The organism is Aurantimicrobium sp., from assembly GCF_036667855.1.
Classification (GTDB): Bacteria; Actinomycetota; Actinomycetes; order Actinomycetales; family Microbacteriaceae; genus Aurantimicrobium.
The window spans coordinates 71,143-96,739 of sequence record NZ_JAVWTF010000001.1; the positions used below are offsets into that span (position 1 = coordinate 71,143).

Consider the following 25,597-nt stretch of genomic DNA (forward strand, 5'->3'; position numbering starts at 1 on the left):
ATTCCAATGATTATTTACGATACCTTTTTTAGGAGATCGGGTGTTAGGCTGCCTCAGCATTTACTAGCACCTAATCTTCCTAGTTTGGAGGGTTTTAGCTTTCCAAAGAACTCCATCCATCACTTCACAACGATGGATAACATTGTGACTGGACCTTCCACTCACGAATATCTCTACAGGGATATCGAGAAGAAGATCTTTGTCTACCATGTTTTAGAATCTACGGCATCCAAAGGTGACCCTCGTAGAGTGGCTATTCCTCTTGAACCATTGGTGAGAGAGTTCCACATTAGACACAAGCGTTATAGACGCGCAATGAAGCTGGAGAACATCCCTAGAGATGAAAACACTCTGGCAGTCATTAACTATGCTTTACTTACAAAGAGTTCACGTTACATGAAATCTTTGTATGCTGAATACAATCGCTGGTGGAATCTTCATAAGACAGTTTGGGATTCTGCTGGTAAGATTGCTAAAGCATCTGAGAGACATCAGTTTATATTCTTGGAGTTACCAAAGGTATTGCCATCGGTAGCTAGATTGAATAACTTCATCGATAAGGTCAACCCTAACTTCATCGGTTACTTCAGAGATCAAAACGCTTTGATGTTGTTGGAGTTTTGGAAGTGGTTCGATCCTGAGACACGTAAGGATAGTATCTTAGCAGGTCTGGATGTTTCCGACATGTCTAAGATTAATATTGTCTACCAAGAATCTGGTAGAATGCTGGTTCTCAATCTTGGGCTGCTTAATTCATGGATCTTGAGAAAGGTTGAAAAGCCTACAGATCCTGATGCACCAATTCAACCTAATGGTAAACTGGTTCCTGATAAGATCCGTAAGTGTTTCTTGAGAATGCTCATGGCTCTGATGGAGTACAGAACTGTTGATGCTTCAGTCGATCCAGATATGGGTAAGGACGAAGAAGCTAACATTGACGGTGAACCTACTGTAGTTAAGGGTGAGAATGGTGATACGTTCGTTGTAAAGAATGACGATGCCACTGTTCAAACTGCAACAAGTGCTGACCAACAGGTTCAAGAAGTCTCTACCGATACCTTTGAAGAACGTTTCAAAGATCTTGAAAAGGATCTTGATCAACTCCAAGTTATTGAAAAAGAACAAGATATTGAACAGTCTCTACAGAAGAGTGAAGTAGAGAATCAGACAATAGCTAATGCTGTCGCCAATGTTCCAATTAATCTTAAAGACTTCGATGTAGAGAAATCTCCAGAACAAGTGTTAAAAGATACTTGTGATGCTTTAGCTGATGATGGCTTGATGTCTGGTGCTGAGTACCGTAAGTACATTGCGCAAATTGATAAGATTGGTTCTCTGCCTGCTCCTGATGGTAAGAGTAATATTACCGATTACATCAAGATCAATCAAGATGATATCATCATCAAGGAACCTAAGAAGTTTAAAGATAAGTACAACGTGGTAGATAAATCCATGTTGGAATCTTCTTTGGAAGTATTTGATAGAAACTATATTACTAAGATCTTACCTAAAGATATTGCCTCTATGCCTATGGCATTACAGAGAGCAGGTTTCGTAGTTAGTAAATACGACATCGAAACCCATGAAGATATCCTAGGTGAATCCGAAACACACGTTATTCGTATTAACCCCATTGTAGGTAAGTCTAGTACCATTCGTATTAAACTTCCTAAGATCCGTGAGAACGGTGAATTCATGGTGGGTGGTACTAAGTACCGTATGCGTAAACAGCGTGGTGACGTACCTATTCGAAAGATCTCACCAAACCGTGTAGCTTTGACTAGCTATTATGGTAAGACCTTTGTAAACAGATCTGAAAAACGTGTGGCCGATTATGGTGCATGGATTCAGAGTAAGATCAATAACGCAGTGATTGATGGTAACACTAATATTGTTACAGCATATCCTGCAAATGTGTTTAATCATGAAGCTATTACACCGAGAGCTTACTCATCTATATCTATGGCTTATCGCCGTATTGACGTATCTGGGTTTGAATTATATTTTGATCTAGTTGAGAGAACCAAACAGTTTACTCCTGATCAAATTAAGAAGTTCGAGAGAAAGGGATCTATCATTCTTGGTAAGCACAAGGATGGCCGTATTGCTATTCTTGATATAAACAACATGATTAATGTTGCTTTCCCAAGTAGTGATCCTGAACCTATCTCTAGTATCGAAGAGTTCTTAGGCTTTGAGAATAAAGTGCCGCCAGTTGAAATGGCTGAGGCCAGAGTATTCGGTATGAATATTCCAGTTGGTTTGGTGCTGGGCTATCTCTATGGATTGGATAAACTCTTGGCTATGCTCAAGGTTACCCCACGTAGAGTCAATACCGGTACACGAGTTAACTTACAAGACTATGAATACGCTTTGGCTTTCTCTGATGAAACCTTGGTATTCAATAGAGATGACGAATTAGCTAAACTGGTAATGGGTGGTTTCTTGGATTACGAGAAAGCTATCAAGAGTTACAGTGTTTATCAATTTGATAAACGTTCTGTTTACTTGAATGTCCTCGAATCGAGAAAGATTACTACTCGTTATCTTCGTGAAATTGATCTGTTGGATAAACTCTTCGTTGATCCTATTACAGAATCAATTCTCAAGGAAATGAATGAACCTACGACTTATCGTGGTTTGATCATGAGGTCTTGTGAATTGTTACTGACAGATGCGCATCCAAGATCTCTAGACTTGAACTTCCAACGTATCAAGGGATACGAACGTGTTGCTGGCGCTGTTTACTCTGAGATGGTTAACTCTATCCGTGAACATCGTGGTAAGCTCGGAAGATCTAGTGCAACTATTGATCTGAAACCTTTTGCCGTATGGAAGAAGGTTGTTGGAGATCCTGCTGTCAAGATCACAGAAGACATTAATCCAATTAATGCACTTAAAGAAATCGAAGCTGTTACTTTCTCCGGTGTCGGTGGTCGTAATAGCCGTTCATTAACTAGAGAGTCCCGTGAATATGATCCGAATGATCTTGGAGTTATATCAGAGTCTACGGTCGACAGTAGTGATGTTGCTATCAACGTTTATACTACTGCTAATCCTAATTTTAGCTCGGTACGTGGTTTAACCAACCGCGTTACTCCGCAAGATATCAATAGCACTCAACTCTTTAGTACATCTGCTTTGTTAGCACCTGGATCTGACACCGATGATCCTAAGCGTGTTAACTTCGTTGGTATTCAAAACAGCCACACTATCGCTACTGTAGATTCCAGACCAGTTACAGTTCGTACTGGGTATGAGCAAATCGTCGGTAACCGAGTTGGTGATGGTTACGTTAGTACTGCTAAACAAGATGGTGTTGTTGAATCCGTAACGGAAGATGGCGTCATTGTTAAATACAAAGATGGCACGACTGAAGGATTTGAATTAGGTAGACGTTATGGCCATGCTGGTGGTTTAACCATTCCACACACCATGCGTGCTACTATGAAGCCTGGTGATAAGTTCTCTGCTGAAGATGTCATTGTTTTCAACAGTGATTGGTTCGAGCAAGACTTGGTCAATCCTAGAAACGTGATGATGAAGTATGCATCCATTGCTCGTGTAGCTTTGGCTGAAACTAAACAGACTCACGAAGATGCTTCCTCTATCACTAGAGAATTGTCTGAACGTTTAGGTACTAAGACTACTAAGGTTAAGAAGGTCACTATTGCTTTTAATCAGACCGTAAAGAGTTTGATCAAGGAAGGCACTAGCGTTAACTTTGATACTATACTTTGTAGCATTGAAGACGAGGTGACAGCTAACAACGATCTGTTTGATGCTGACACTATTGATACATTAGCCATGTTGAGTAATCAGACACCTACTGCTAAAATGGAAGGTGTGGTAGAGCGCATTGAAGTTTACTACAATGGTAGCAAAGATGATATGTCTACCTCTTTACGAGAAATCGTAAATGAATCTGATAGAAAATTGGCTAAACGTTTAAGAGCAAAGAGTAGTAAGGTATTTACCGGTGCGGTTGATGAATCATACCGTGTAGATGGCGAGCCTTTGATGCTGGATAACTTAGTGATCTGTATCTACATGACAGCAGTCGTAGGTGCAGGTGTTGGAGATAAGGGTGTGTTCGCTAACCAAATGAAGACTGTGTTCTCGGAGATTATCGATTATGATATTCGAACAGAATCAGGACTCAAGTTAGATGGTTGGTTTGGTGCTCTCTCTATCTTTAAACGTATCGTGAATAGTCCGGTTACTATCGGAACGACTAACGTCTTATTACGTATTGCTGGTGAACGAGCCTACAAGGCTTACAAAGGAATTAAATAATGAGCAACATTACTGTATCTGAACAAAATGCTGCTACCACCATGACCACTCTCACAAACGCTGCTGAGTTGGCTGCTGGTATCGCCATGGAAGTTCTCAATCAATCTTTTAGTTCTACTGAACAAGAAGTTCCCACGCTTGATATCGTGAGAAATGTAACTGTCCAGAGAATCAAAGCAAATCACAACTTATAAGGCTAAGCATGATTTCTAATTCAACTCTGGAACGTATTTCAGATTTGTCCAAGGCTATCAATGACCAGGGTAAGGTAGCTGTCCCTGGTGCTGATACTGCTTTGGCTCTACTCTGTAACAATACAACTATCACTGGCTTTGATGCTGGCGATAACATCGTAGAGAAGATTGCACTTGAATCTGACAACGTTGTCCATAATTCGATGATGGATGAATTGGTTGGTACTGTTTCTCGTGCAGTCTGTAGTCATATTGACTTCGCTAAGAATGTTGTCAATCCAGCCATTAAAGAAGTAGTTAAGTATCTGGGTGTTCACCTTGATGGCTACACTGCTGAATCAGTAATTGATACTCGCATTGAACGTGTGTCTCTACCTGACTTCCTGCTCAACACAGGTATCAGAAATGAGATCGAAGGCTATTCAATGAGTGGTGTGAAGAAGTACATCGAACCTGAGGGTGTGCTCAATCTGGCCAATATTGAGATGGACAAGTTACCAGAAGCCGTTTCAACTGGTAGTGGTAATCTGGATGTGAGTATCGGTACTTGGCTGGCTGGCCAGGAAGCTGGTTTCCTCAATGAGGTCTATGAGAACTTCTTTGCTGATCCGAAGGAGCATCGTAGAGAATCAGTGAATATGATTAGCTATCTGAATGATTACACCCATGGGTATGATCGTGCAATTGCTATCTTCTTACTGGCTAGAAGAATCTTCTCTTCTGGGCAGAGTCAACGTAATGTTGATTTCGGCTCAAGACTGAAGCAGTTCCTGGAAGTATCTTCCTACAAGGTTGCTGATTTCATTAAGGTCATGGAAGATGCAGAGAAAAATGATCAGATCATTCTGTCACACGACAAGGTGAACAAAGTCATTAAGGTCTGCTCAGCCACATACCTGCCTTGGTTGGAAAAGGGTAACACTCCTGAAGTACTGTACGGTGCTGCTATTGTGGGTGGTAATATCTTTACTTCAGTCAAATTGGCAGAGCGTAAGGATGAATTGCTGAAAGCGTGGGGTGTCCATAGATCTGCTCTGAACAGCAGCTATCGTAACTCATACCACAACGCTTACATCACTGCATTGAGGGACGGTTTCTACAAAGACATGGTTAACATGCCTGAAGCAGAAGCTGAGTACCATGCTCAAAACCCCAACGCTAAGGATGAAATTGCCAAGCTGTTGGAAATTGAGCTTCGTGAAGTAGGACTGGAAGATCGTAATGATCACTACAGAACTGTGACACGTTTGGTAGCTCGTGCTAGATTCTTCTACACTGACGTATACAAGTTCTTGTCTACTGTGGATCAACTCACTAAGGATGGTAATACTTCCTTGGAAGAAGCTCTACATGTGGCAACCATTGAATACGTGGCCGATTATGTCTCGGCTCAAATCCTGATCCGATAATCATGGATGTTCGTAAACTGATTAGAAATCCAGATGCGATTAAAGGTCAGTTAAAGAAACAAGCCGATAATTCACTGATTACTAACAAGGGATGTAAGATCTACATCCCTGCTAGATTCGCTGAGAGAAACTTAGCTGATCTAGGTGTTGATAATTACATTGTCGGTATGTTTGCAATGACAGTTGATGATACTTACTATTCGTTCTGTAACATCAATGCTTTGATCCAGATCACTCCAGACGCTATTAATAAAGTTAATATCGAAGGTGAGGATTACTTCGAATTTGTTTTCCTGAAGGGTAGTACTGTTATCAAGAACACCTTCCTGATTATGAATGACGTTCTGGTGTTTCGTATCTATGATGAATTCATGTCTAAAGGAAACATTCCATGGTACATGAGTTACGAAGACTCCGGTAAGATGTTTGAGACTGCCGGTAAACACGGTGGAACTAGTGTTGGTTCAAATCCAGAAGTGGTTGAAATGCTTATTGCTACTATCTTTAGAGATGCTAAGGATAGAAACATTGCATTGAGAACCATGATCAATACTAGAGAAGACCTTAAGACTAAGAAGTTCGTTACGATCCCATTACGTAGCGTGGCTTATGCTGCTAGTAATACTACCAACAAGTTAGCTGGTAGCTATTTCTCAGTTGGTTTGACTTCAGCTTTAGTTAACCCAACTGAACGTACTGAAAAAATCGAAGCTATTCTTAGAGTTTAATTTCATAAGTGGGAGTATCTTCGGGTACTCCCAAATATGATGTGATGATGATTATTTTCTAAGAAGGATTGCAAATATGTTATTAGGCGTCAATAGTCTTCTTAAAACAACCGCCGATGCCGCTACAATGTCCAGTAAGGTAAATGATACCTTAGATAAAATTGGTTTAACTAGCGACGCTATTAATGCGAAAATCGATGATGTGTTTCGTAAGAAGCGTGTATTAACTAGTGCAGATACTACAGAAAGAATTAAGGATTCAAGCTGGGTGAGTCATTCCATGATGACACGTAGTTTGACCTATGAAGCAGGTGATGACATGCTTCGATTCTTTAGCTCTGCTGATTTAAAGTTTGAAGATACTTCTTTGGGTGGTAACTTTGTTATTAATCCAAGACCTCAATTTACCAGATACGCTGATCCTAGATCAAGAGGTATCATGTCAGATACTAAGGATGTATCTGTCGCTGAAGATAAAGGTAGATTCGGTATGGGTCACTACTATGCTGAAGCCATAGATGACACACACCAAACAATCCACATGCGTTTTGGTATTCCAGAATTCAATAGCATGTTGGGTTATGTTAGAAACTTCTTTAACAATGATTTAAACCGATTAGCTACTAGGGGTAGAGTTACTCCAGGTATCAGTGACTTCCTCTATTACGGGAGTAAGCTAATTGTTGGATGGTCCTTCAAGGCGCTACATTTAGTCGAGTATGCGTTGAAGACTGTATCGAGCTTCTTTACTTTCATTGCCAAGATTCCTGCTAGTAAATATTACTATGTTAGACCTACCATGGTTGTCTATTGGGCAGCCGTCACTAACATGGTTAATATGATTGCATCTTATCGTGGCTGGACTAGCTTTACTGGTAAGATCACTAATCCTGACTTAGATGACAAGACTCGCATTAAAAGTGAGATGGACCCAGACGCAGCTAACTATCTCCATCAGTTCTTACCTGATGTGTTTTCAGCTACTGGGTTCATTGATGTTTATCAAGCAGCTACTAGAGCAGAGCGTATTAGAATGTCTGTCAACGACGACATTAATAGTGCAATGGAAAATAGTGGTAGTATTGAAGACTTTAAGAAATTCTCTCAGGATTTCTTAGATGGTAAACGTCAATACAATCGTGCTAACTATTCAGGTGCTACCTTAGAACAAGCTTGGGCTTCTTTCATGGATTCTGGCTACGGTAAGCCAGCAGAAGGTGACTCAGATACCATTCTCAGTAACGAGAAGGCTATGCGTTCATCTAATAATGAAAGTGCTGAGAGACAAGATCCTACTAAGGGACCTACTCCGCATTCGGCTCAGAATATCGATGGTTGGGGTAAACATACTTTAGCTGTCCTTAAGGATGGTGCAGAGTTTGCTACGTTCCGTGTAGATCATACTGGATCAGTGGAAGAAAGCTTCCAATCTAGTACAGGTGAAACAGATATTGCTCAGAAGTTTAACAGTGCTTCTGCACAAGGTCGTGCTGCTAAGTTTTCACTCTTTGGTGGTAACATTGATGGCGGTATTATAGATACTGTTAAGAATGGATTAGGTTCTATTATTGAAGGTGGTATCTCTGGTATCCCATTCATCGGTAGTACTATCATGCCTGCTCTTAAAGCAGGCGCTGGTGCAGCTTATGCAGACATTCCAGAATACTGGCAGAACTCTTCGTCCACTATGCCACGAATGAGTTACACCATGCAACTGGTTGCACCTTATGGTAATCCATTATCCCAGATGATCAACATCTACATTCCGTTATGTATGATCTTAGCTGGTGCTCTACCATTATCTACTGGTAAGCAATCCTATACTTCACCTTTCCTTTGTCAAGTCTTTGACCAAGGTAGATGTCAAACTAGATTAGGTATCATTGATAGCTTACAGATTACTCGTGGTGTTAGTAATCTCGGTTTCAATAAGAAGAAGCAAGCCATGGCTATCGATGTGAGCTTCACTATTAAAGACCTTAGTACAGTGATGCACATGCCTATTGCAACTGGTTTTGCTCTAGATCCTTTAGAAGGTATCTTCGATGAAGATACTATCTTTACTGATTACATTTCAGTACTGGCATCTAACAATTTAGGTAAGAATATTTACGTTGCACAGAAGTTTAATAAGCGTCTGATGGCACGTTATAGACAAATACAAGAAATGACTAGTCCTTCTTTCTGGGCAGGTTACTTACATGACATGACCCCTCTGGGATTGGTTGATGCTTTCTTCAAGGAAGCCGATCGTTCTTGAACAAAAAGTAAACGTCATAAAGGGAGTACCGAAAGGTACTCCCTTTATGCTGCATTAATTCTAAATAAAAAACTTTCAGCAATATATAGTAAAAGTGAGCTTAGAATCATCTAGCTTACTTTTTAATCCGTTTAACGTGTGATGAACGTTAAACACTTTTAAGGAAACAACATCATGAAGGTTATTATCTCCAAGAACGAAATCAACGCTTCCAACAGTGCAGTCGTTGCAATGCTGGTCAGCATCGACATCGCTAAGGGCCGTGCCCGTGACGAGATGGTGCGTTGCGCTGAAGATGCAAAGAACAACTTCGCCAAGTTCGTTAAAGACATTCAAAAGGATGTGATTGAACGCGGCGACTCCAACAAAGTCGTGGTCAACTACTACGAAGAAGGTGGTCAAGAGTATGTCAGCTTTGATCTCAACCCTGACTACTACATCCGCTACATGCAACTGGTCACCAAGTACGCCAAGCCCTACGCCAACATCATCAACAGTGTTGTCGGATTGCTGATGTCCTTCAAGGCCGCATTCCAGAACTTTGGCTTCATCGCCAAAGGCTTCGAAGCAGAGTCCAAGAAATTGGAAGCTGAGTTCTCCACCAAGAAAGACTAATCTAGTCTTCTGACCAATCTCCCTAGAGTCTGATAAACTCTAGGGTTTTAAATCTTACATCAAGGAATCATCATGGACGCCATCGACATCACCGTTTCTATCGCTGCTGGTATCTTCTGCATTTACCTGGCTTGGTCTGAGATCAAGGAAAAGCGCAACAAGGGTTAAGCTATAAGCTTAACGTGAAAAAGATCTATTGATCTTTTTTTTCTTTTTCCACTAGGGTTAAATAAAAATATCTTGGCGATATATTCTTGTTATGAGTTAGAAATAACTCTACGCAATTTAACCTATTTTCAAAGGAACCCTCATGTCTTCTCTCGTACTCGACAATAAGTCTTTCTTCCAAGGTCTGGGTAGCATCATTCGTGGTAAGCTCGATCCAGTAGTAATGGATGTGGAAGAAGTGACAATCGAGAACAAATGTCAGACGATTCTCTGTCTCGTTGATAAGAACAATATCGATTCGATGGTGGGCGCTGCTCTGTGGATCAGCCGTTTGGATTTCGACAAGAACATCACTGTCCATTCTTTCCACCCCCTGGAGCCAAAGCCACCTGTTGGTGAATTTGATCAAGTGATCAACTTTGGTTGTTACATTCCAGAGCAATCTCTGAAGGGCTACATGGGTAAGCTGCATACCAAAATGTTTGTTTACCGTAACATGTACGAAAAGCTCAAGGAGACCAATACTCTGGAGATCATTCGTCCTTGCGACGATTGGTATGGCGCTGAGCAAGCACTGGCTGATAACAGCATTGCTTACAACGTCAACCAACTCATGTTCATGAAAGAGAATCCATCCAACATCATGTGTTTGGTGAACCTCGTTCGTGACATTGCACTCTACATCAACTATGCCCATAAAGGCATTAAAACTATTGCTGAACAAATCAAGATCCACAATATCCGTGTGACACTTGAACGTGCTTTCAGCAAGCAAAACATCCGCAACGCCATTCGTGAGTTGCGTGAGATCGATGATCCAGATGGCTACCGCTTGCGCCTGGATCAAGTCCGTCAAATCTCCATGCTCCATGGCAAGGAAACTCTCCTGGTAATTCCAGGAAAGGGTTTGATGGGTGTTCCACGACGTTTCATCATTGAAGTATTCTCCTGCCCCTCGGGCATGAGTCGTGATGTGATGAAATCGATTCTCCCTGTGAAGGGTTCCTGCATCACCTACGAAAGCATTGCTGGCTACGAACTCTATCGCTTCGTCACTGAAGACAAGAAACGTAGCCGCATCTTCGCTACCCAATTGAAGGCAACACACATTTGGGAAGAAGGTGAAACTATCGTGGCTTTGGTGCCACAACAGCAAAAGTAATTAGGAGGAGCCTAGGCTCCTCCTTTTTATGTAACCATACTTTTAAGGATGAAGAATGATGACCGAATTTGCTCTGTGGATTTTGATTGCTGTCAGCAGTCAAGGTACTTTCGCACCAACCAAGCTCGATGAGTTTAAAGACCAAAGGGCGTGTCTGGATCTCAAGCGTGAATACGAAGCACTTAACACAACCGGCACCAAGTACCGCTGTGCTCCTGCAACTGTGATTAAACGTTAACCATGCCGTGGATCTGTAACTTCTCTAGATTCGATTTATACTCAGGCTACTCCTTTAAAAAGGATAAGCTATTCAAGTATAAGTCGGATTGTGTATTGATACAGATCAGTTCTTTCGAGATCAACAATTATCCAGATGGTTTATCCAAATGGGTAAGAGAAGAGAATCGTCACAGATTCTTTTTTCACGATGTCAAAGAAACTGACAACAGCTTTGAGGTTGATAAACCTACTCAGAGTGATATCGATAAAATTCATTCTATCTTGGTCAAAGCTTTGGCTGAGAATTTGAATGTTATTGTTCAATGTGATATGGGTGTCAGTAGATCTGCCGCCATTGCATTGTTCGGTGTAGAGATGGGATTCAAGAACGTTGGACGTTCTAAGAATTTAAACATCTATCTCTATGAGCAGCTTAAACTTAAATTATAAAGTAACGGGCAATTATCTGATTATGACGCTTATGCGTCTTCAGTAGTTGTCCTTTATTTTTTCTTTGTATGAAGTCACAAATCCACACTTACTATAATGATACTTACAAGGGACCACACGATGGAACCGCCAGACCAAGTATTGCAGAGGTTTATTTAGGGAAAGCTCTTCACCACTTCACTCAGATTGGTGTTGCTACGGAAGACGGCCCCTATCAGCAACTCAAAGATTTCTGGAATGTTAAATTTTATGACGGTGGCTTACTGGCAGAATATGCAAACAAATACATTGCAAGCCAACAAGTTACTCTCTTGGATTTCTCAAAAGTACTCATGGTAACTGAGTATCAACAAAAAGATGTAGGTATTCGTTTCTACACCTCTTTGTATGATGACGAAGTTGTTATTGACATTATTCAATATAAGAGTTCTTCTAAGACAGAACCTGGTGATCGAGCAGAGTTGTTTAAACGCTTCTCTGGTAAATTCGATTTAATGATCTGTCCTAAGAATATGGTTAATGTCTTTAACGAAGCACAACAGTTGTCCTATGAGGTAATTGACATAAAAACGTTTTACTGTAATTAAGGTTAAATATGGCAACTGCTCCTAATAGAACATATGTCATTACTAAAAATAGTAGTGCACAATGGACTACCAGCAATCCAGTATTAGCCAACCTTGAAATCGGTGTGGAAAGAGACTCCAATTTCTTTAAAATTGGTAATGGTATCCATGCATGGAATGCTCTACCCTATGCTATCTCAGCAGGAGCAAGAGGTTTGATTGTCTTCGTTAGTGAAGATCCTGATAACATTATTGCCTACGGTCAAGATGGCGGTTTCAAGTTAGCTGGCGAATACTTCAACGCTATAGCCGATTATACGAATGGTAAGACTGGTGCTAATAATATCCCAGTCCCAACCAAGTTGTATAACCAGACTATTTTCACTATTGGTAGAGACATTAAGGAAATCCTCCTAGATATCTCTAACATGAAACACAAACTGGATTTGATCACCAGTGCTGTAACTATCAAAGATGGTTCTACCACTGCTACAGATGCCACCTGGTCTGTAGCAAAGATAGTCGATCAACTACTGCAAGCAAAAATGGATGTCAAGAATGATTTACTTGATAACCATGCGGCAGCTTATGATGCGCTTAGCTCCTTAGCAGCTTACCTTGCAAGTGATCCTAGTCTGGCTACTAGTTTAGCTACTGAACTTGGTAATATGGTTAGGTTCAATACTGGACAGAGTCTGACTGTAGCACAAAAAGGTCAAGCTCGTGAGAATATCGGAGCTATTGGTAAAGATGATATCGGTGACCCAGTAGATCTAGTGGCATCGTATGAAGCAGCACTTGGTACTGCTACTGGTAGTACGTTTATTGAAAGGAAGTTATAATGACCGTTTGGGCTGAAGGTCTTGCCTTAGCTAAACGTGTCGCTGCTGATATGACAGCAGTAGTGAATCGTATTTTATTCTTGGAGAATATCTCGGTTCACTCTGCTTTGGATGTCAACACCGATTACGAAGACAAAGACCCTACCACTGGTAGATTCAAAACCATTACACATAAGAGAGGTAATGGAACAATAATCAGAAGGACTACTTATGAAGTAGATCCTGATGTGCCAGCAGAAGTACCACCTAAGTTGAATCTTAAGGTAGTTACTATCTTTGCTAAAGATGGTATTACCATTCTCCAAGAGGTCAGATATAGAGTTACCTACGACAGCGAAGGTGACATTACATCTGAAACTGTACTGAGTGAATAAAGATTCAACCATATTCGTCTCTGTGGCCTCGTATAGAGACCCAGAGACGTTTATGACCGTATCTGATCTCTTGGCTAAGGCTAAGTATCCTGAACGCGTATACGTCGGCATATTAAGCCAGATCGATAGAAGAACAGAGTTCAAGTTCTTATCTTCTTTTGGTAGGCGTATCAGGCAAGAGGTCATGGACTATAGGGATTCCAAAGGGGTGTGTTGGGCTAGATCAAGAATACTTACTAAGTTAAGGGAACAAGAAGAATATGTTCTACAGATCGATTCACATTCCAGATTCAAACCTGGGTGGGATGAAACCTTACTTAACATGTACAGTCAACTTGGTAAACGTAATGCTGTCATATCGTACTACCCACCAAACTACACACCTAATCAGCCTATAAATTATAACGAGAATGCTTACATCTACTTCCTGATTAAAGAGTTCAGAGATCCAGGTATACCTAGATTCTCATCAGGAATATTACCTAGAGCAGTAAAACCAATTAATGAATGTGGTACATTCGGTATTGCAGGTGGTTCATTATTTGGACATAGGAGCGTTTTTGATACTGTGCCCTATGATCCGAACCTTTACTTCTTTGGGGAAGAGCCTAGCTATGCTCTGAGGCTTTACACACATGGTATAGACATATATGCACCAACTGAAAGCTATATGTACCATTACTACAACATCATGGATAGAACCAATATAAGAGATAGAACTCTACACTGGGAAGACCATATTGCAAAGGTTAACTATCATAACCGTATTGCTTACGATAGACTAAGATATCTATTCCAAATAGGGCCAGTTACTAACACAGCTAACTTAATAGATATTCAGAGATACGGTTTAGGTACTTACAGAACCTTACCTCAATGGGAGAGTCGTTTAGGTATCAACCTAAAGACTGGTCATATAGGTGAGGCAGTAAAGAGTAGGATCTATTATTAACGTCATAAAGGGAGTGGCCTAGGCCACTCCTATTTTGCCGATTTTTAAAAAGTGCACGCCTCAATTGCGCGCCCTATATATACATGTCTTTATTACTCTCTTAATCGAGTAGTAAACTACTCGTATATACTCTATTGAATTAAATGATTTTATTGTAAAGCCTTTAGCTTTACTTTATTAATCTATTTGGTTTTATCTAAAATTTATTGATACTTCAATAGTATGCTCAGATTGATTTTTTCAGTCTGAGCGAGCTAGAGGATAGACGAGGACTGAGGATACCGAAGGTAGACGAGGGAGGAGACTATACCAGCGAGCGAAGACCATCCTACGGAGTCTTCTACGCAGTAGACATACTAACTTAATATTATATACTAGGGGGGCGTAGCCCCCCATTATGTATGTATGTACGTACCCACAGTATCAATAGTAACAGTATTTTTTTAATAGTACATAAAGAGTCAGTATCTATGACTCTATGAAAGGATAATGAAATGGACTTTATTAAGATATACGACAACAACGATAGGTACGATAAGCTAGTGGTGGAGCTGCATATGGCTAGGTCAGAGTTCAAAGGAGCACTAGACCATATACTAGCTTTGAAAAAAGATCCAAAACCACTCTTTAAGTTTAGTGATGTGTTTCATCCAATCACTTATGATAAACGTCTACAAAGTAGAGTAAAGCAAGAACAAAAGAATGTAGAAGAGCATCTCATTAAAGTGGCTCAAGCTAGTTTACTTACCATAGAACATCTTGATAATGTGATGCTTCCTTGGTTGGCACAGACAACTGCTCAATTGTTTAATGTCCCTGATTGGGAATACGATCAGTACTGTAGTCAATATATTCATTTTAGACCACAGTACCATTTGGCCTCTCATGAGTTGAGTGAATACTTCAAGGAAGTAGAATTAAGAAATGGGAGTTATGTTTACTTGATAGAGAGTCAAGGAGCATTCAACCATAAATGTGATCGCTATTTGAGGGAGGTTGAGTTCAAGTCATTGAACTTCAGAACTACAGTAGCGAGTTTACGTCTAGAGCCTTAGGGGCGAAAGGATTCTACCATGAGACAATCAGTAGCAGTAGTGGGTAGTTTGGATAAGGTTAATAGTTTCTTTCAACAAGCTATTAGTCAAAAGCATTCCATCTATCAAAGTAATGATGTACTATCCTTGCTGGTGAGTAAGGTCATGGTAGCTGGTCAAGATACGTATCATGTTAAGCTGATGAAGCAAAAGAAAGATGATACCAGTGTATGTTTGACCAAACAAGTTTGTGAGAACAAAGACGAATTGATGAATCATTTTATGTTCATCAAGGATGCAATCTTTTAGAGGATTAGAAATGGCAAGTTACACAGATGCCGATAAGATAATGGATGTGGATACTCTCATAGGCCATGTAAAGAAGTTAGGTGGCTATGTAGAGGAAGAGACGAACAACACTTTGGTGAAGATTGAAAAAGGTCATGCTGCTGTATTGTGGCAAGGTGATAAGAACCTGGGTGCCTTTCTCATCATTGATAAGGTTCGTATTTGTATCCGTCCTTATTACTACGATGCTTACGAGGAAGGTGCAGTAGGCACCAGACAAAAACACAGCGTTCCTCTGGCATATGAGAACTTAGGTGTCGAGCAACGAGTAGAGACTTTTAATAAGAATGCTCAAGAGTTCTACAAGAGTGGAATAGCTGAAGGTTTTAAACTCGCAGCACCGTATGTGATTAAAGACCTCAAGCCATTCAAGATGAAGAATGCAGCAGGTAATAAGACAGCGTAATGCCATTACCTGAAGATTACCTTACATGGAACTATAGACAAGTGGACTCCAAAGGTTATATACAGATGTATAATTTGGCCGATGGAGAAATACTAGAAGGTGTCAAAGGTCCATCGTTGAAAATTGCTAGTGAGGTAACTACTGATAAAGTAGATAAAATCCATGCTATAGCTTTACTCTACCATGGTAAGGCTATTAGCGGCACTAGGTTCATCACACACCACGACAGTATAACTGCTCTTTATATGTACCTGGGTGCTAACCCTTTATATGCTCGAATACAAGAGTATATTGTAGGTTTTAGTACTTTAGATGATTGGTTCTTAGATCCTTGGCAAGCTTTTAGAATAGCCCAGGAGAAGAAACAAATACATGAGAGCTATTATTCTGATGAGAGGCGTCCTCTATACACCAATCAAGTTTTATTTTTTAACAAAGGTAAAGAATAATTTAGGTACAACAACCTAATGAAGGATATGAAATGAACCAAACACATGCGACTCAAGTAGTCAAACGTATCAACGCTATGGAGTTTATTGACGAAGTAGCAAATAGCCCTATTCCTGTGATGCTCACATTCACTGCTGGTGGATGCAGTAGCTGCGGAAAGATGTTGGGTACATTGGAGACTATGGTAAAGGTCTACAATGGTCGTATCAAGTTCCTGTACATTGATACTTCAGAAGCTGGTGAGCTGATGATGCATTATCGCCGTGGAGGTACACCTCTGTCGCTGTTGATGCTCAACGGTAAGGTGGTTAAGTCGACCTTGATTCAAACTCAAGAGCCTAACTTCCCTAATGAAGCAGTGTGGCTGGGTAACGCTATGTATATCCAATACTTTGTTCAATTCCTTGATAGCGCTTTGCACGCTATCAATACAAAACAACTGAGTGCTTAAAATGGGTGAAATTTCTTTTCTGGATGCAGTTCGTCAACTCTTCCAATCCAAAGATTACCAACACTTCAAATATCTCCATGATGTTTTGAGTTCTGGTATCAACACCACAATCAGTAGTGGTGATTTCCATATGGCTGCTGACTTCATCAATCAAGTTAACAATGACTTGACTGGTGGTCGTAATGCAGAATACATTGGCCTGGAGATGAAGGTCAATACTGTTCGCAACATGCTCAGAGACATCTCGAAGTTCAAGCTCAGCGACAATCCTGGTGCTGCTCGTTTTGCTCATGAATGTCAACACTTGCTAGTCATTCACACCCGCACCCCAGAAGCCTTTACAGCTTTTGTAGTGCCTGTACTGGATGAGTTCATTGAACAAATCGATGCTTTGACTAATGCTACTAATGTGGTACAAGTCACAGAGATCGATGCTAACAAGATTGCTGGAATCATCCCTCGCCTTAAGAGAGAAGATCGTAAGAAGGCTTTCGAAGTTACTGAACAACGTTCTGCCGAGTTCATTAACTTGGTGAATGATCCTACGAGTTCTTTCTCTGAACTGAATGAAGCTGTGGCTTCTCAGATCGTGACTGCGCTGAGTCTGATTCAATTGGCTTTGACGGATGCTCAACCAGTCGCTGTTGATCGTAGTTCTTTGGGACCTGTTGTAGGTGCTACTGCATCTACTGAAGCCAAGGACATGATCGATCCGCCTGCTGAAACCCCAGCACCGAGTTATACCAGTGAGTTTCCTTTTGTGTTCAACCAGATCAAGGCACTCAAGGCTGGTTCTAAGGAATACAACGCTAAGATTAAATTCTTTAGCGCCTACATCAATTCACTCAACACTCATGAAGTTCAAGACATCTACCGAGATGCCTCCAAGATCGTCTTCAATGGTGATTTGGAAACTACGGTATTGGTCAACAAACTTTTGAGTATTGCCTGAGGTAAATATGGAACTGAATGAAATCCAAAAACGTGTAGTTGAAATCCTCAATAATCATATCACTCATGATATCGAGGACAATCAATATGATAAGAACGTTGCTGATGAACTCGATTCATTGGACGTTGTAGAAATCATCATGGCTCTCGAAGACGAATTTAGTCTTGAGATTCCTGATGAAGACTGGGAGGAGTCTTTCCAAGATAAGCCTCTGACAGTCAATGCTGTAGCTGAGTTCATTAAAAATAAACTTAGCTAAATATAGTATGTGGTTAGAAGGTGTGTTACAGAAAGAATACACTGGATGACTAGGTATTTATATTTAATCAGTTTCTCGTTGCGGTAGCGCCTTCGTGTTTGATCTTACATTTTTCTTTCTATCCTTTCAAATGTTGTTTAGATCGTAAGCCTGACGCTATCACCAAGGGGTCATAAAGGGAGTACCGAAAGGTACTCCCGCTTATGATGTCGATTTGAAATAATTACAACCATATATCATCTCTATGTATTACAACCAGTAATACTTTGACAAAAAGCTTTTTATCAACCTTCTTCATAGGAAAACAAAATGTCCTTCGTACCTTTCACCCGCAAAGAACAAAACTTCGCTATCGTTGACCTGATCGAGAAAGACGGCATTGTCCTCAAAGGCCGTGAGGGTGAATACAAGGTGGATGTGTCTGCCATCAAAGATCCCGAAGTGGGTCAAACGGTTTTCCTGACGCAAGAAGCAGATTCCACGAACTGGACTCTGGTTGCCGAAGAAAAGCCCAAGAAGACCGGCAAGGGTAATCCTGTCCTGAGTGCTGAACAACGTGCTCAATTCGAAGCCGCCTGCGCTTAATCGATGATTCAAAGAGAGTACCTTCGGGTACTCTCTTTTATGACGTTCCATGTTTTTTGAAAGGATAAAGAATGTCGATGTGTTTCCTGTATAAAGATGTCCTGTATGCTGATTGCTTTCAGATCCATGACTATAAGAATTTTGCGCCATCTCTGACCGATAACAAGATCTTCATCTCGGAGAGTGGTAGAGTGGTTATTGCCATCATGGGTAATGTTCCTGAGAACATCCCTGATATCCTCGAACGCCTTGAGCGCGGTTTCGAAGTCTACAGCACGGAGATCAAATCCAAGAAGGATAAAGATAGCACTACACTGACATTCGATCAAATCATCACGAATATTGATGTTGATATGTTGGCAATTTTCCGCACCAGTGCTAAGAAGTATTTCTCTTTGGTCACTGCTGCTGGCCGTGGCGACAAAAGAGTAGTTAGCCACAATAGTGATAAAGATCAAGCGAGGCTGTTTACGCCTTCCTATGTCTTTGCAATGCTCAATGCTGGAATGACACCTGCACAAGTGTTCAAAGGTGTTTCCCAATATAAGGGAACCATCAGCAAAGAGTTCACAGCTTACGACTTGAAAAAGAAGAAGTTCATCTAACCTACTTATAAGGTAAAAAGATAATGGCCACCTCTAGCCGTCCAATGATCATCCATGGTGATAACATCATTTTCAATAATCGTTTCAAGGTAACACCTAACGATAAACCGACTACGGAGATCTTTGACATTCGTTACTTCATGACGAAGTTTGGTTTGTTCATTCCGACCAATCGTAGCGAGGTTCAGGTATTGGATTACCTCAAGAACCCAACTGAGGCTAAACAGAAGCGTCTGTCACCTTTTGTGAACTTTGTCTACCTGGTAAACCCCGATGGCGAGTTGTTCTCTCTGACCATTGGTAGAAAGACCAAAGGTAGGTTCTTCGCACAACAAATCCATTCCGGGTATGGAGTCAAGTCCATACACGATGCAGAGGGTATGAGTTGTGAGAATGCCGCTACGATTCTCTATGGTACAGACACCTATGAAGAATTTATCAACATTTACAACAAGGTGTACGATCCACATGGTCATACCACTCGTATGACGTTCCAGCAGATCAAAGAAATGTTGGCACAACACGGGATCGTGGATAATATCCTCGATTCGAATTTGGTAGTCAGTTATGGAGATTTTGATGACCTCCCTGATTGATTACCATAAAAAAAGAGTCTTGTTGAAGGTGTGTGATTCTGGATCTATTGGTCGAGAAATCAAGGATAGATATACAACTTTTACAGAGCCGTTTTCTAAATTAAATGGCCTGCTTTTGGGTAAAGGCATCTATCTCAAAACCGAGGTTGATGTTGTTGATAATAATGGAAAACAACCTTATTATCACCTTTACGGTAAGATCTATGAGGAACTCCAAAAAGATGGTAAAGAACAGTATCTTGAGTACTTCGAAGTCCAGGTAAGATTCACTCTTATCAGAGGAGAAACCAAGGAAATCATCAATTCCCAAGTGTATAGTAAGATCCATTATCCAATGATGGAAATGAACAAATACTTGGACAATTCATCTTACGATAACTTCATTGATCTGTGTGTATTCTACGATGGATTTGTTGCTGAGATTCTTGAGCAAGAAGGGGTCTTAAACACTCGAACAACTGTATGTTTAAGTAATATAATACATGTAAGGCAACAAGGCGGTAAGAGCTTTGTTGAAATTGGTTTAACTAAGGATCATTTAACACGCTATTTCCAGTACAACAGTATTGAAGATGGCTATGTTGATCAGAAGAGCTTCGCTAGCTATTCAGACCTTAGCACCTTACTTGACATAGTAGAACATGTCAAGGGCTACATGAATCGATTTAACCAAGCTCAACTCATCACTGAACCTGAACTGTGTACAGCAGTATTTTGTCAGGCTCTCAGAGACATGAGCATGGAAGATCGAATCAACGATTACCTTAAGTTGAAGATTATCTTTCTGCACTACGAAAACGAAGTTCAGAAAGTGTACAGAATCTTTACTCTTAAGAGTAATAGTCAAGTTCATGTTTTGACCACCGTCATTCAGAACCCACCTCCTCCACCTCCAACATTCTGGGAAAAGATCAAACGATACTTCTTCCGATAAGGATGAGCACCTTCGGGTGCTTTTCTTTTTTGTTGGATATGTATTTTTTATTGCTAGGATTATTATTATGTACAAAGAGTACGCATTGGAGATGTGGTAGAGTGGCTGAATACACCGGTCTTGAAAACCGGAGCTGGGAAACTGGTCGTGAGTTCGAATCTCACCGTCTCCGCCATTTAAGGAGTAAACATGAAAGTTGTAAAGATTGCGGTAGCAGTAGCAGCAGTACTCCTTGGTGGTTGTACTGTAGTGCCATACAAAACTACGTATCAGACTTGTCAATTGCTAGACACAGCAATCAAAGAGTCTAATGAGTTATCGCCAGGATGGTACATTGAAGCTGGTGCTATCTTGGAGAAATGCGGTGATCCTACTGGACCTGCTCGTGCTGAATTTACAGCATGTTTTGCTGACAAGAGTCAGCCAGCAGCAAGATGTCTAGAACAGTTCGGTGAACCTGAACCACCGAAGAATTGAAACATAACTGCCCGTAGCTCAGTTGGATAGAGCAACAACCTTTAACGAGAGTTACATCTCACAGGAGCACCACCGAAAAAATGATTGGTAGTCGAAAGGCGTAACAATCAATCGAAAGACGGTAAAACAGCAATGGGTGAATGGAATCAAAAACGGCGAACACTAAAGCTACCAAGGATAGTCGAAAGACGAAAAGCATTTCATGATGCTTCCAAAGGAATGTATGTCAACGCCGTGCCAAGCTTATCGAAAGATAAGAAGGTGTAGAGACTAGACGGTTCCGGTCTAAGGATTACTTAGTTGTTTCGTGATTACTATCGACGTGTTTTGTCGAAAAAGTCCACGATATAGCGATTATTAATCTACGATCAAGACATAGTCCAGACCACAAACAACTTAAGATCCTTTAACGTATGGTAATTTAGTTGGTAGTGAAAACTATAGTGGTACGCTAAGTTGTGGGTCACTGGTTCGAACCCAGTCGGGCAGGCCAATCTTTTTAAGGAGTAAGCTATGAAAATCGAACTCTTTAAAAGGAGTCACGATGGCGGACCAAACTCAGGTGTAACTGGGTATTGGTTGATTGAATGGAAGTTAGGTTTCTCAATTGTGATATTGAGATTCTCTAAAGGTAGTCGTGAAGCATTTCACAGCCATGCTTTCAATGCATGGACTTGGTGGATCAAGGGTAGAGTCATGGAGTACTTTGCTGATGATAGAACACCACTACCTTGGCGTCCTAGTCTCAAGCCTAAATTTACACCAAGAGATTGTTTCCACAAGATCGTAGCACAGGAAGTAACTTGGGCTATTAGTTTCCGTGGACCTTGGATGGAAACTTGGCAAGAGAAAAAATTAGATAAGGTTACTACTTTGACTCATGGACGAGTTATTGTTGAATAGATACATTCCATCTTAGCTCAGTCGGTAGAGCAGCAGGCTGTTAACTTGTTGGTCCCTGGTTCGAACCCAGGAGATGGAGCCATGTATCAACGGAGGATTGGCTGAATTGGTAAAAGCACCGGTTTGCTAAACCGGCGTCCTGAAAAGGGCACAGAGGTTCGAACCCTCTATCCTCCGCCAATTGTATTAGTTAAACTGGACGCATGGCCGAGAGGTCAAAGGCAGCGGATTGCAAATCCGAATCGAAAGATACATAGGTTCGAATCCTATTGCGTTCTCCAGTAACGAAGCATCCATATGCAGGGCGTTAAGTAGTGCTCCACACTACTGATGAGAGTTCGATTCTCTCTGGATGCTCCAATTCAATAGTGTCCTTTTAGGTGTGACCATAGCTCAATGGTAGAGCGCAGGGATGTGGCCCCTGTGGTTCTGGGTTCGATCCCCAGTGGTCACCCCTAAGGGGATTCTTTTTTTCTTAATCGAAAAGAAAGTAGTTTGAAATGAAACTCTTTGATGAATCTAACAATTACGAATTACGTGATTTTTCACTTCGTAATGATGCTAATAAACAACCAATTGTTTATATCAATATCTTTAAAGATACCTCTGTAAGTGAAGGTATTTCCGAAGATGGTAAGAGTATTATTAGTATTGGTAAGGACTACAATAAAACTTATCACTCGAAGATAACACTCTTCATGAAAAGTCTTGGCGTATTTAATATCCATTCAGTTAGTGAATCGGATAAAGAACGTATCAATCTTTTAGCTCGTCTGTTAGATGATTATAAACACGCTAAAGTGTTTATAGAGGTATTTCTAACTGGTGATAATGTTCCATCAGAAGTTAGTCTTCATGAGTTCAAATTAACAGCTACTGCGTCTGTTAATCAGTGGGGTTATTTGTTCAGTCAACAATAATAACAATACGGGACTTTAGTTAAGCGGTCTATAACACTGAACTCATAATTCAGCAGTCCCGAGTTCAAATCTCGGCGGTCCCACCACAAGGATTTTAAATGATTACGTATTGTAACCAATCAATCTTTGATTTTAGATTTAATAGCATCATAGCTCATGGTGTTAATTGCCAAGGCGTGATGGGTTCTGGAGTCGCTAAACAGATTAAAGAAATTTATCCTCTTGCTTATAATCAATATAAGCAACTTTGTGACACTGGCAACGTGGATAATTCTTTTGTATTCAGTAGGTTCTGCGATCCTACTAGAAGCCACCCACTACTAGGTACTCTCCAATTGGTCGACCATGGTGGTGGTGTTATGATTGCCAATTTATTCACTCAAGAATATTACGGTAAAGATGGTCGTAGATATGCAGATCAAACAAGTATCTATAAAGCCTTGTTACATTTGGCATATACGATTAAAATGACACCAGCTATTCATCAAGCTATTACCATACCAAAGATTGGTTGTGGTTTAGGTGGCTTGCATTGGGAGACTGATGTACTCCCGATCATTCAAGAAATTAATAGACAATATCCTATTAATTACACTGTATGTAGTATCTGACATGGTTACTAATACTCACGTTTCCAATTCCGGTGAAGTTATCACAGTTACTAAAGCACAGTTGTATAAACTGTTTGCTGCCTGGGAAGATGAGAGGCGCTGTGGTAGACTCGAATCAGTCGAAGAGATTGAGAGTCAATCCGTCGAAGAAATAGCAGAAGCAACAACCATTGATTTCTGTGATCGTTTATCAGTCCTTAAAGACAAGGAAGAAGATGAATCATGAAGAATATTACATTCTTTAAAACCTTTGTACTCTTAGTACTAATAATGCTTTTCGTCTATCTGGTCGGAAGCATTACACCAATGCTGGTTAATTACAACAGCACATTCACATTTGCAATGGTTCCACTGATGTGGTTCCTTTACATTTGGATGGTCTTTGCAGTGGTTAAGAAACTGTTTTTTATCAAACCTAAGAAAGAGGTAGAAGAAAATGCTTAAGCGTCTATGGATGATTGTTGGTATTATTGCAATGGGTATCTTTGCTACAGGTTGTAGTCCAGTTCCCGCAGGCAATGTTGGTGTCAAGATTGACAAGTATGGTGATGAACGTGGCGTCAACGTCACGGTGCTTGGCCCTGGCCGTTACTGGATTGGTCCCAATACCGATTTGTTCCTCTTTCCAACATTCACTCAATCATTCGTTTGGTCTAGTGATAATGGCAATACCAACGATAAGGCAGATGGTCGTTCAGACGAATCGTTTGCTTTCCAAACCGTTGAAGGTCTCTCTGTGAAGACTGACCTAGGTATTAGCTACTTCATCAAATCAGAAAACGCTCCAGCAGTTTTCCAGAAATACCGTCGAGGTGTTGATGAGATTACTCAGGTTTATCTGCGTGCAATGATTCGTGATTCTCTGAATCTTGCTGCTTCTTCAGTTACGGTTGAAGATGCATATGGTGCAGGTAAAGCTGAACTTCAAAAGAAGGTTGAAGAAGATGTACGTAAGCGTGCCGAGGCAGTGGGTATCACTATCGAGAGCGTTTACTTTGTTGGTCAGATGAAGCTACCTGAAGCTGTGTATAAGACAATCAATAACAAGATTGCTGCTACACAGATTGCACAACAGAAGGAAAACGAACTTCGTGCTGCAAACGCCGACGCCGCTAAGGCTATTGCGTTGGCTAAGGGTGAAGCAGAGTCTGCTCGTATCCGTGGTGAAGCTCTGAAAGCTAATCCACAGGTTCTGACCCAACTGGCGATTGAGAAATGGAACGGTGTTCTCCCACAAGTTGTTGGTGAAGCTACTCCTTTCGTAAATCTTCAAAATCTTACTCCTACTAAGTAATAAGATGTAGGAACAAAAGCCCTGATGGTGAAATTGGTAGACACTGGGGACTTAAAATCCCCCGCGAATTTAGTAGCGTGCCGGTTCGATCCCGGCTCGGGGCACCACCTTTGGAATACTGACGAATGCAGTTAGATCTACATCGGCTTATTGTGATTTAACAATCACTAGTCGTTGGTATTCCAATTCATAAAAACACCCACGGCGGTGAACTGCTTAATTGTAGTTCTGTATCTCACGATACAGCTTCCGGTAACCTAGCGAGTTATTTGGGGTTCAACCTGCACTGCGGGTAATTGCTAAAGCTGAAGTACAAGGCAGAGTCATCGGAATTGTTAAGTCATAACGGTGCATATTTACGGATCATTGATGGTTGCAGAAAAGCCTACAGCTTAACTTGTCCATTCATCTGACACTATACGTCAGTGATCCACCCGTTTGAACCACTGTGAAAGTTACTTGGCCAGCTCCTCCCTCCTCCCTCCCAAGGCCGGGTGATAAGTAACAGTGGTTCATCCTCTTCTTTATGCCATCATT

At 40.9% G+C, this 25,597-nt stretch carries 30 protein-coding genes and 7 tRNA genes; all 37 read left to right on the plus strand.

Features of this window, described 5'->3' with window-relative positions:
* Positions 1 to 6: 6 nt before the first annotated feature.
* The 37 genes from RR877_RS00240 (at position 7) to RR877_RS00420 (ending at position 25,167) form a co-directional block, all read left to right on the plus strand.
* Complete coding sequence (locus tag RR877_RS00240; RefSeq protein WP_332627279.1) at positions 7 to 4,296, plus strand: hypothetical protein; 4,290 nt, start codon at positions 7 to 9, stop codon at positions 4,294 to 4,296.
* Positions 4,296 to 4,490, plus strand: coding sequence for a hypothetical protein (locus RR877_RS00245; protein WP_332627280.1), 195 nt, complete (start codon positions 4,296 to 4,298; stop codon positions 4,488 to 4,490). The genes RR877_RS00240 and RR877_RS00245 overlap by 1 nt, the downstream gene beginning before the upstream one ends.
* Before the next feature lie 8 nt (positions 4,491 to 4,498).
* Positions 4,499 to 5,899 carry a hypothetical protein gene (locus tag RR877_RS00250; RefSeq protein WP_332627282.1) on the plus strand — a complete coding sequence of 467 codons (1,401 nt, stop codon included), beginning with the start codon at positions 4,499 to 4,501 and terminating at the stop codon, positions 5,897 to 5,899.
* A gap of 2 nt (positions 5,900 to 5,901) precedes the next feature.
* A complete protein-coding gene (locus RR877_RS00255) occupies positions 5,902 to 6,627 on the plus strand; it encodes a hypothetical protein (RefSeq protein WP_332627283.1) in 726 nt (241 codons plus the stop codon).
* A 76-nt stretch (positions 6,628 to 6,703) separates the two neighbouring features.
* Positions 6,704 to 8,887 carry a hypothetical protein gene (locus RR877_RS00260; protein WP_332627284.1) on the plus strand — a complete coding sequence of 728 codons (2,184 nt, stop codon included), beginning with the start codon at positions 6,704 to 6,706 and terminating at the stop codon, positions 8,885 to 8,887.
* A 174-nt stretch (positions 8,888 to 9,061) separates the two neighbouring features.
* Positions 9,062 to 9,502 (plus strand): hypothetical protein, encoded by a 441-nt coding sequence (locus tag RR877_RS00265; RefSeq protein ID WP_332627286.1) that lies wholly within the window; start codon positions 9,062 to 9,064, stop codon positions 9,500 to 9,502.
* Positions 9,503 to 9,812: 310 nt separating this feature from the next.
* The gene (locus tag RR877_RS00270; protein ID WP_332627287.1) at positions 9,813 to 10,832 is read left to right on the plus strand and encodes a hypothetical protein; all 1,020 of its coding nucleotides are present in this window, start codon (positions 9,813 to 9,815) and stop codon (positions 10,830 to 10,832) included.
* Positions 10,833 to 10,887: 55 nt separating this feature from the next.
* Positions 10,888 to 11,070, plus strand: a complete 183-nt coding sequence (locus RR877_RS00275; protein ID WP_332627289.1) for a hypothetical protein — start codon at positions 10,888 to 10,890, stop codon at positions 11,068 to 11,070.
* Between the two features lie 95 nt (positions 11,071 to 11,165).
* The gene (locus RR877_RS00280; protein ID WP_332627291.1) at positions 11,166 to 11,501 is read left to right on the plus strand and encodes a hypothetical protein; all 336 of its coding nucleotides are present in this window, start codon (positions 11,166 to 11,168) and stop codon (positions 11,499 to 11,501) included.
* Between the two features lie 68 nt (positions 11,502 to 11,569).
* A complete protein-coding gene (locus tag RR877_RS00285) occupies positions 11,570 to 12,088 on the plus strand; it encodes a hypothetical protein (RefSeq protein ID WP_332627293.1) in 519 nt (172 codons plus the stop codon).
* An 8-nt stretch (positions 12,089 to 12,096) separates the two neighbouring features.
* Positions 12,097 to 12,909 (plus strand): hypothetical protein, encoded by an 813-nt coding sequence (locus RR877_RS00290; RefSeq protein ID WP_332627295.1) that lies wholly within the window; start codon positions 12,097 to 12,099, stop codon positions 12,907 to 12,909.
* Positions 12,909 to 13,283 carry a hypothetical protein gene (locus tag RR877_RS00295; protein ID WP_332627296.1) on the plus strand — a complete coding sequence of 125 codons (375 nt, stop codon included), beginning with the start codon at positions 12,909 to 12,911 and terminating at the stop codon, positions 13,281 to 13,283. Before RR877_RS00290 ends, RR877_RS00295 begins: the two co-directional genes overlap by 1 nt.
* Positions 13,276 to 14,235 (plus strand): GlcNAc-transferase family protein, encoded by a 960-nt coding sequence (locus RR877_RS00300; protein WP_332627298.1) that lies wholly within the window; start codon positions 13,276 to 13,278, stop codon positions 14,233 to 14,235. The genes RR877_RS00295 and RR877_RS00300 overlap by 8 nt, the downstream gene beginning before the upstream one ends.
* Before the next feature lie 494 nt (positions 14,236 to 14,729).
* Positions 14,730 to 15,290, plus strand: coding sequence for a hypothetical protein (locus tag RR877_RS00305; protein WP_332627300.1), 561 nt, complete (start codon positions 14,730 to 14,732; stop codon positions 15,288 to 15,290).
* A gap of 18 nt (positions 15,291 to 15,308) precedes the next feature.
* Positions 15,309 to 15,578, plus strand: coding sequence for a hypothetical protein (locus tag RR877_RS00310; RefSeq protein ID WP_332627301.1), 270 nt, complete (start codon positions 15,309 to 15,311; stop codon positions 15,576 to 15,578).
* Positions 15,579 to 15,588: 10 nt separating this feature from the next.
* Positions 15,589 to 16,023 carry a hypothetical protein gene (locus RR877_RS00315; protein WP_332627303.1) on the plus strand — a complete coding sequence of 145 codons (435 nt, stop codon included), beginning with the start codon at positions 15,589 to 15,591 and terminating at the stop codon, positions 16,021 to 16,023.
* Positions 16,023 to 16,472 (plus strand): hypothetical protein, encoded by a 450-nt coding sequence (locus RR877_RS00320; protein ID WP_332627304.1) that lies wholly within the window; start codon positions 16,023 to 16,025, stop codon positions 16,470 to 16,472. Before RR877_RS00315 ends, RR877_RS00320 begins: the two co-directional genes overlap by 1 nt.
* Positions 16,473 to 16,504: 32 nt before the next feature.
* Positions 16,505 to 16,924: a thioredoxin family protein gene (locus tag RR877_RS00325; protein ID WP_332627306.1), complete on the plus strand. Its 420-nt coding sequence runs from the start codon at positions 16,505 to 16,507 to the stop codon at positions 16,922 to 16,924.
* A gap of 1 nt (position 16,925) precedes the next feature.
* Positions 16,926 to 17,876, plus strand: coding sequence for a hypothetical protein (locus RR877_RS00330; RefSeq protein WP_332627307.1), 951 nt, complete (start codon positions 16,926 to 16,928; stop codon positions 17,874 to 17,876).
* Positions 17,869 to 18,135 carry a phosphopantetheine-binding protein gene (locus RR877_RS00335; protein ID WP_332627308.1) on the plus strand — a complete coding sequence of 89 codons (267 nt, stop codon included), beginning with the start codon at positions 17,869 to 17,871 and terminating at the stop codon, positions 18,133 to 18,135. Before RR877_RS00330 ends, RR877_RS00335 begins: the two co-directional genes overlap by 8 nt.
* A 309-nt stretch (positions 18,136 to 18,444) precedes the next feature.
* A complete protein-coding gene (locus tag RR877_RS00340) occupies positions 18,445 to 18,720 on the plus strand; it encodes a hypothetical protein (protein ID WP_332627310.1) in 276 nt (91 codons plus the stop codon).
* A gap of 71 nt (positions 18,721 to 18,791) precedes the next feature.
* The gene (locus tag RR877_RS00345) at positions 18,792 to 19,325 is read left to right on the plus strand and encodes a hypothetical protein (RefSeq protein ID WP_332627311.1); all 534 of its coding nucleotides are present in this window, start codon (positions 18,792 to 18,794) and stop codon (positions 19,323 to 19,325) included.
* 23 nt (positions 19,326 to 19,348) lie between these two features.
* The gene (locus tag RR877_RS00350) at positions 19,349 to 19,921 is read left to right on the plus strand and encodes a hypothetical protein (RefSeq protein WP_332627312.1); all 573 of its coding nucleotides are present in this window, start codon (positions 19,349 to 19,351) and stop codon (positions 19,919 to 19,921) included.
* The gene (locus RR877_RS00355) at positions 19,905 to 20,855 is read left to right on the plus strand and encodes a hypothetical protein (RefSeq protein WP_332627314.1); all 951 of its coding nucleotides are present in this window, start codon (positions 19,905 to 19,907) and stop codon (positions 20,853 to 20,855) included. Before RR877_RS00350 ends, RR877_RS00355 begins: the two co-directional genes overlap by 17 nt.
* 87 nt (positions 20,856 to 20,942) lie before the next feature.
* Positions 20,943 to 21,030, plus strand: a tRNA-Ser gene (locus tag RR877_RS00360).
* Positions 21,031 to 21,044: 14 nt separating this feature from the next.
* Positions 21,045 to 21,332, plus strand: a complete 288-nt coding sequence (locus RR877_RS00365; protein WP_332627316.1) for a hypothetical protein — start codon at positions 21,045 to 21,047, stop codon at positions 21,330 to 21,332.
* Positions 21,333 to 21,845: 513 nt separating this feature from the next.
* Positions 21,846 to 22,235 (plus strand): hypothetical protein, encoded by a 390-nt coding sequence (locus tag RR877_RS00370; protein ID WP_332627318.1) that lies wholly within the window; start codon positions 21,846 to 21,848, stop codon positions 22,233 to 22,235.
* 6 nt (positions 22,236 to 22,241) lie between these two features.
* Positions 22,242 to 22,317 (plus strand) — tRNA-Asn (locus tag RR877_RS00375).
* Between the two features lie 9 nt (positions 22,318 to 22,326).
* A tRNA-Ser gene (locus RR877_RS00380) sits at positions 22,327 to 22,415 on the plus strand.
* 17 nt (positions 22,416 to 22,432) lie between these two features.
* Positions 22,433 to 22,516 (plus strand) — tRNA-Cys (locus RR877_RS00385).
* 101 nt (positions 22,517 to 22,617) lie between these two features.
* A tRNA-His gene (locus tag RR877_RS00390) sits at positions 22,618 to 22,689 on the plus strand.
* 46 nt (positions 22,690 to 22,735) lie between these two features.
* Complete coding sequence (locus tag RR877_RS00395; RefSeq protein ID WP_332627320.1) at positions 22,736 to 23,155, plus strand: hypothetical protein; 420 nt, start codon at positions 22,736 to 22,738, stop codon at positions 23,153 to 23,155.
* Between the two features lie 9 nt (positions 23,156 to 23,164).
* A tRNA-Met gene (locus RR877_RS00400) sits at positions 23,165 to 23,241 on the plus strand.
* Positions 23,242 to 23,253: 12 nt separating this feature from the next.
* Positions 23,254 to 23,766: a hypothetical protein gene (locus RR877_RS00405; RefSeq protein WP_332627322.1), complete on the plus strand. Its 513-nt coding sequence runs from the start codon at positions 23,254 to 23,256 to the stop codon at positions 23,764 to 23,766.
* A gap of 1 nt (position 23,767) precedes the next feature.
* Positions 23,768 to 23,992: a hypothetical protein gene (locus tag RR877_RS00410; RefSeq protein ID WP_332627323.1), complete on the plus strand. Its 225-nt coding sequence runs from the start codon at positions 23,768 to 23,770 to the stop codon at positions 23,990 to 23,992.
* Between the two features lie 210 nt (positions 23,993 to 24,202).
* Positions 24,203 to 25,060 (plus strand): SPFH domain-containing protein, encoded by an 858-nt coding sequence (locus tag RR877_RS00415; protein ID WP_332627324.1) that lies wholly within the window; start codon positions 24,203 to 24,205, stop codon positions 25,058 to 25,060.
* 18 nt (positions 25,061 to 25,078) lie between these two features.
* A tRNA-Leu gene (locus RR877_RS00420) sits at positions 25,079 to 25,167 on the plus strand.
* Positions 25,168 to 25,597: the final 430 nt, after the last annotated feature.

Bases quoted from the DNA above. Each gene is read 5' to 3' on its own strand.
- RR877_RS00240 (WP_332627279.1), top strand. From the start codon at position 7: ATGATTATTTACGATACCTTTTTTAGGAGATCGGGTGTTAGGCTGCCT.
- RR877_RS00245 (WP_332627280.1), top strand. From the start codon at position 4,296: ATGAGCAACATTACTGTATCTGAACAAAATGCTGCTACCACCATGACC.
- RR877_RS00250 (WP_332627282.1), top strand. From the start codon at position 4,499: ATGATTTCTAATTCAACTCTGGAACGTATTTCAGATTTGTCCAAGGCT.
- RR877_RS00255 (WP_332627283.1), top strand. From the start codon at position 5,902: ATGGATGTTCGTAAACTGATTAGAAATCCAGATGCGATTAAAGGTCAG.
- RR877_RS00260 (WP_332627284.1), top strand. From the start codon at position 6,704: ATGTTATTAGGCGTCAATAGTCTTCTTAAAACAACCGCCGATGCCGCT.
- RR877_RS00265 (WP_332627286.1), top strand. From the start codon at position 9,062: ATGAAGGTTATTATCTCCAAGAACGAAATCAACGCTTCCAACAGTGCA.
- RR877_RS00270 (WP_332627287.1), top strand. From the start codon at position 9,813: ATGTCTTCTCTCGTACTCGACAATAAGTCTTTCTTCCAAGGTCTGGGT.
- RR877_RS00275 (WP_332627289.1), top strand. From the start codon at position 10,888: ATGATGACCGAATTTGCTCTGTGGATTTTGATTGCTGTCAGCAGTCAA.
- RR877_RS00285 (WP_332627293.1), top strand. From the start codon at position 11,570: ATGAAGTCACAAATCCACACTTACTATAATGATACTTACAAGGGACCA.
- RR877_RS00290 (WP_332627295.1), top strand. From the start codon at position 12,097: ATGGCAACTGCTCCTAATAGAACATATGTCATTACTAAAAATAGTAGT.
- RR877_RS00295 (WP_332627296.1), top strand. From the start codon at position 12,909: ATGACCGTTTGGGCTGAAGGTCTTGCCTTAGCTAAACGTGTCGCTGCT.
- RR877_RS00305 (WP_332627300.1), top strand. From the start codon at position 14,730: ATGGACTTTATTAAGATATACGACAACAACGATAGGTACGATAAGCTA.
- RR877_RS00310 (WP_332627301.1), top strand. From the start codon at position 15,309: ATGAGACAATCAGTAGCAGTAGTGGGTAGTTTGGATAAGGTTAATAGT.
- RR877_RS00315 (WP_332627303.1), top strand. From the start codon at position 15,589: ATGGCAAGTTACACAGATGCCGATAAGATAATGGATGTGGATACTCTC.
- RR877_RS00320 (WP_332627304.1), top strand. From the start codon at position 16,023: ATGCCATTACCTGAAGATTACCTTACATGGAACTATAGACAAGTGGAC.
- RR877_RS00325 (WP_332627306.1), top strand. From the start codon at position 16,505: ATGAACCAAACACATGCGACTCAAGTAGTCAAACGTATCAACGCTATG.
- RR877_RS00330 (WP_332627307.1), top strand. From the start codon at position 16,926: ATGGGTGAAATTTCTTTTCTGGATGCAGTTCGTCAACTCTTCCAATCC.
- RR877_RS00340 (WP_332627310.1), top strand. From the start codon at position 18,445: ATGTCCTTCGTACCTTTCACCCGCAAAGAACAAAACTTCGCTATCGTT.
- RR877_RS00345 (WP_332627311.1), top strand. From the start codon at position 18,792: ATGTCGATGTGTTTCCTGTATAAAGATGTCCTGTATGCTGATTGCTTT.
- RR877_RS00350 (WP_332627312.1), top strand. From the start codon at position 19,349: ATGGCCACCTCTAGCCGTCCAATGATCATCCATGGTGATAACATCATT.
- RR877_RS00355 (WP_332627314.1), top strand. From the start codon at position 19,905: ATGACCTCCCTGATTGATTACCATAAAAAAAGAGTCTTGTTGAAGGTG.
- RR877_RS00365 (WP_332627316.1), top strand. From the start codon at position 21,045: ATGAAAGTTGTAAAGATTGCGGTAGCAGTAGCAGCAGTACTCCTTGGT.
- RR877_RS00370 (WP_332627318.1), top strand. From the start codon at position 21,846: ATGAAAATCGAACTCTTTAAAAGGAGTCACGATGGCGGACCAAACTCA.
- RR877_RS00395 (WP_332627320.1), top strand. From the start codon at position 22,736: ATGAAACTCTTTGATGAATCTAACAATTACGAATTACGTGATTTTTCA.
- RR877_RS00405 (WP_332627322.1), top strand. From the start codon at position 23,254: ATGATTACGTATTGTAACCAATCAATCTTTGATTTTAGATTTAATAGC.
- RR877_RS00410 (WP_332627323.1), top strand. From the start codon at position 23,768: ATGGTTACTAATACTCACGTTTCCAATTCCGGTGAAGTTATCACAGTT.
- RR877_RS00415 (WP_332627324.1), top strand. From the start codon at position 24,203: ATGCTTAAGCGTCTATGGATGATTGTTGGTATTATTGCAATGGGTATC.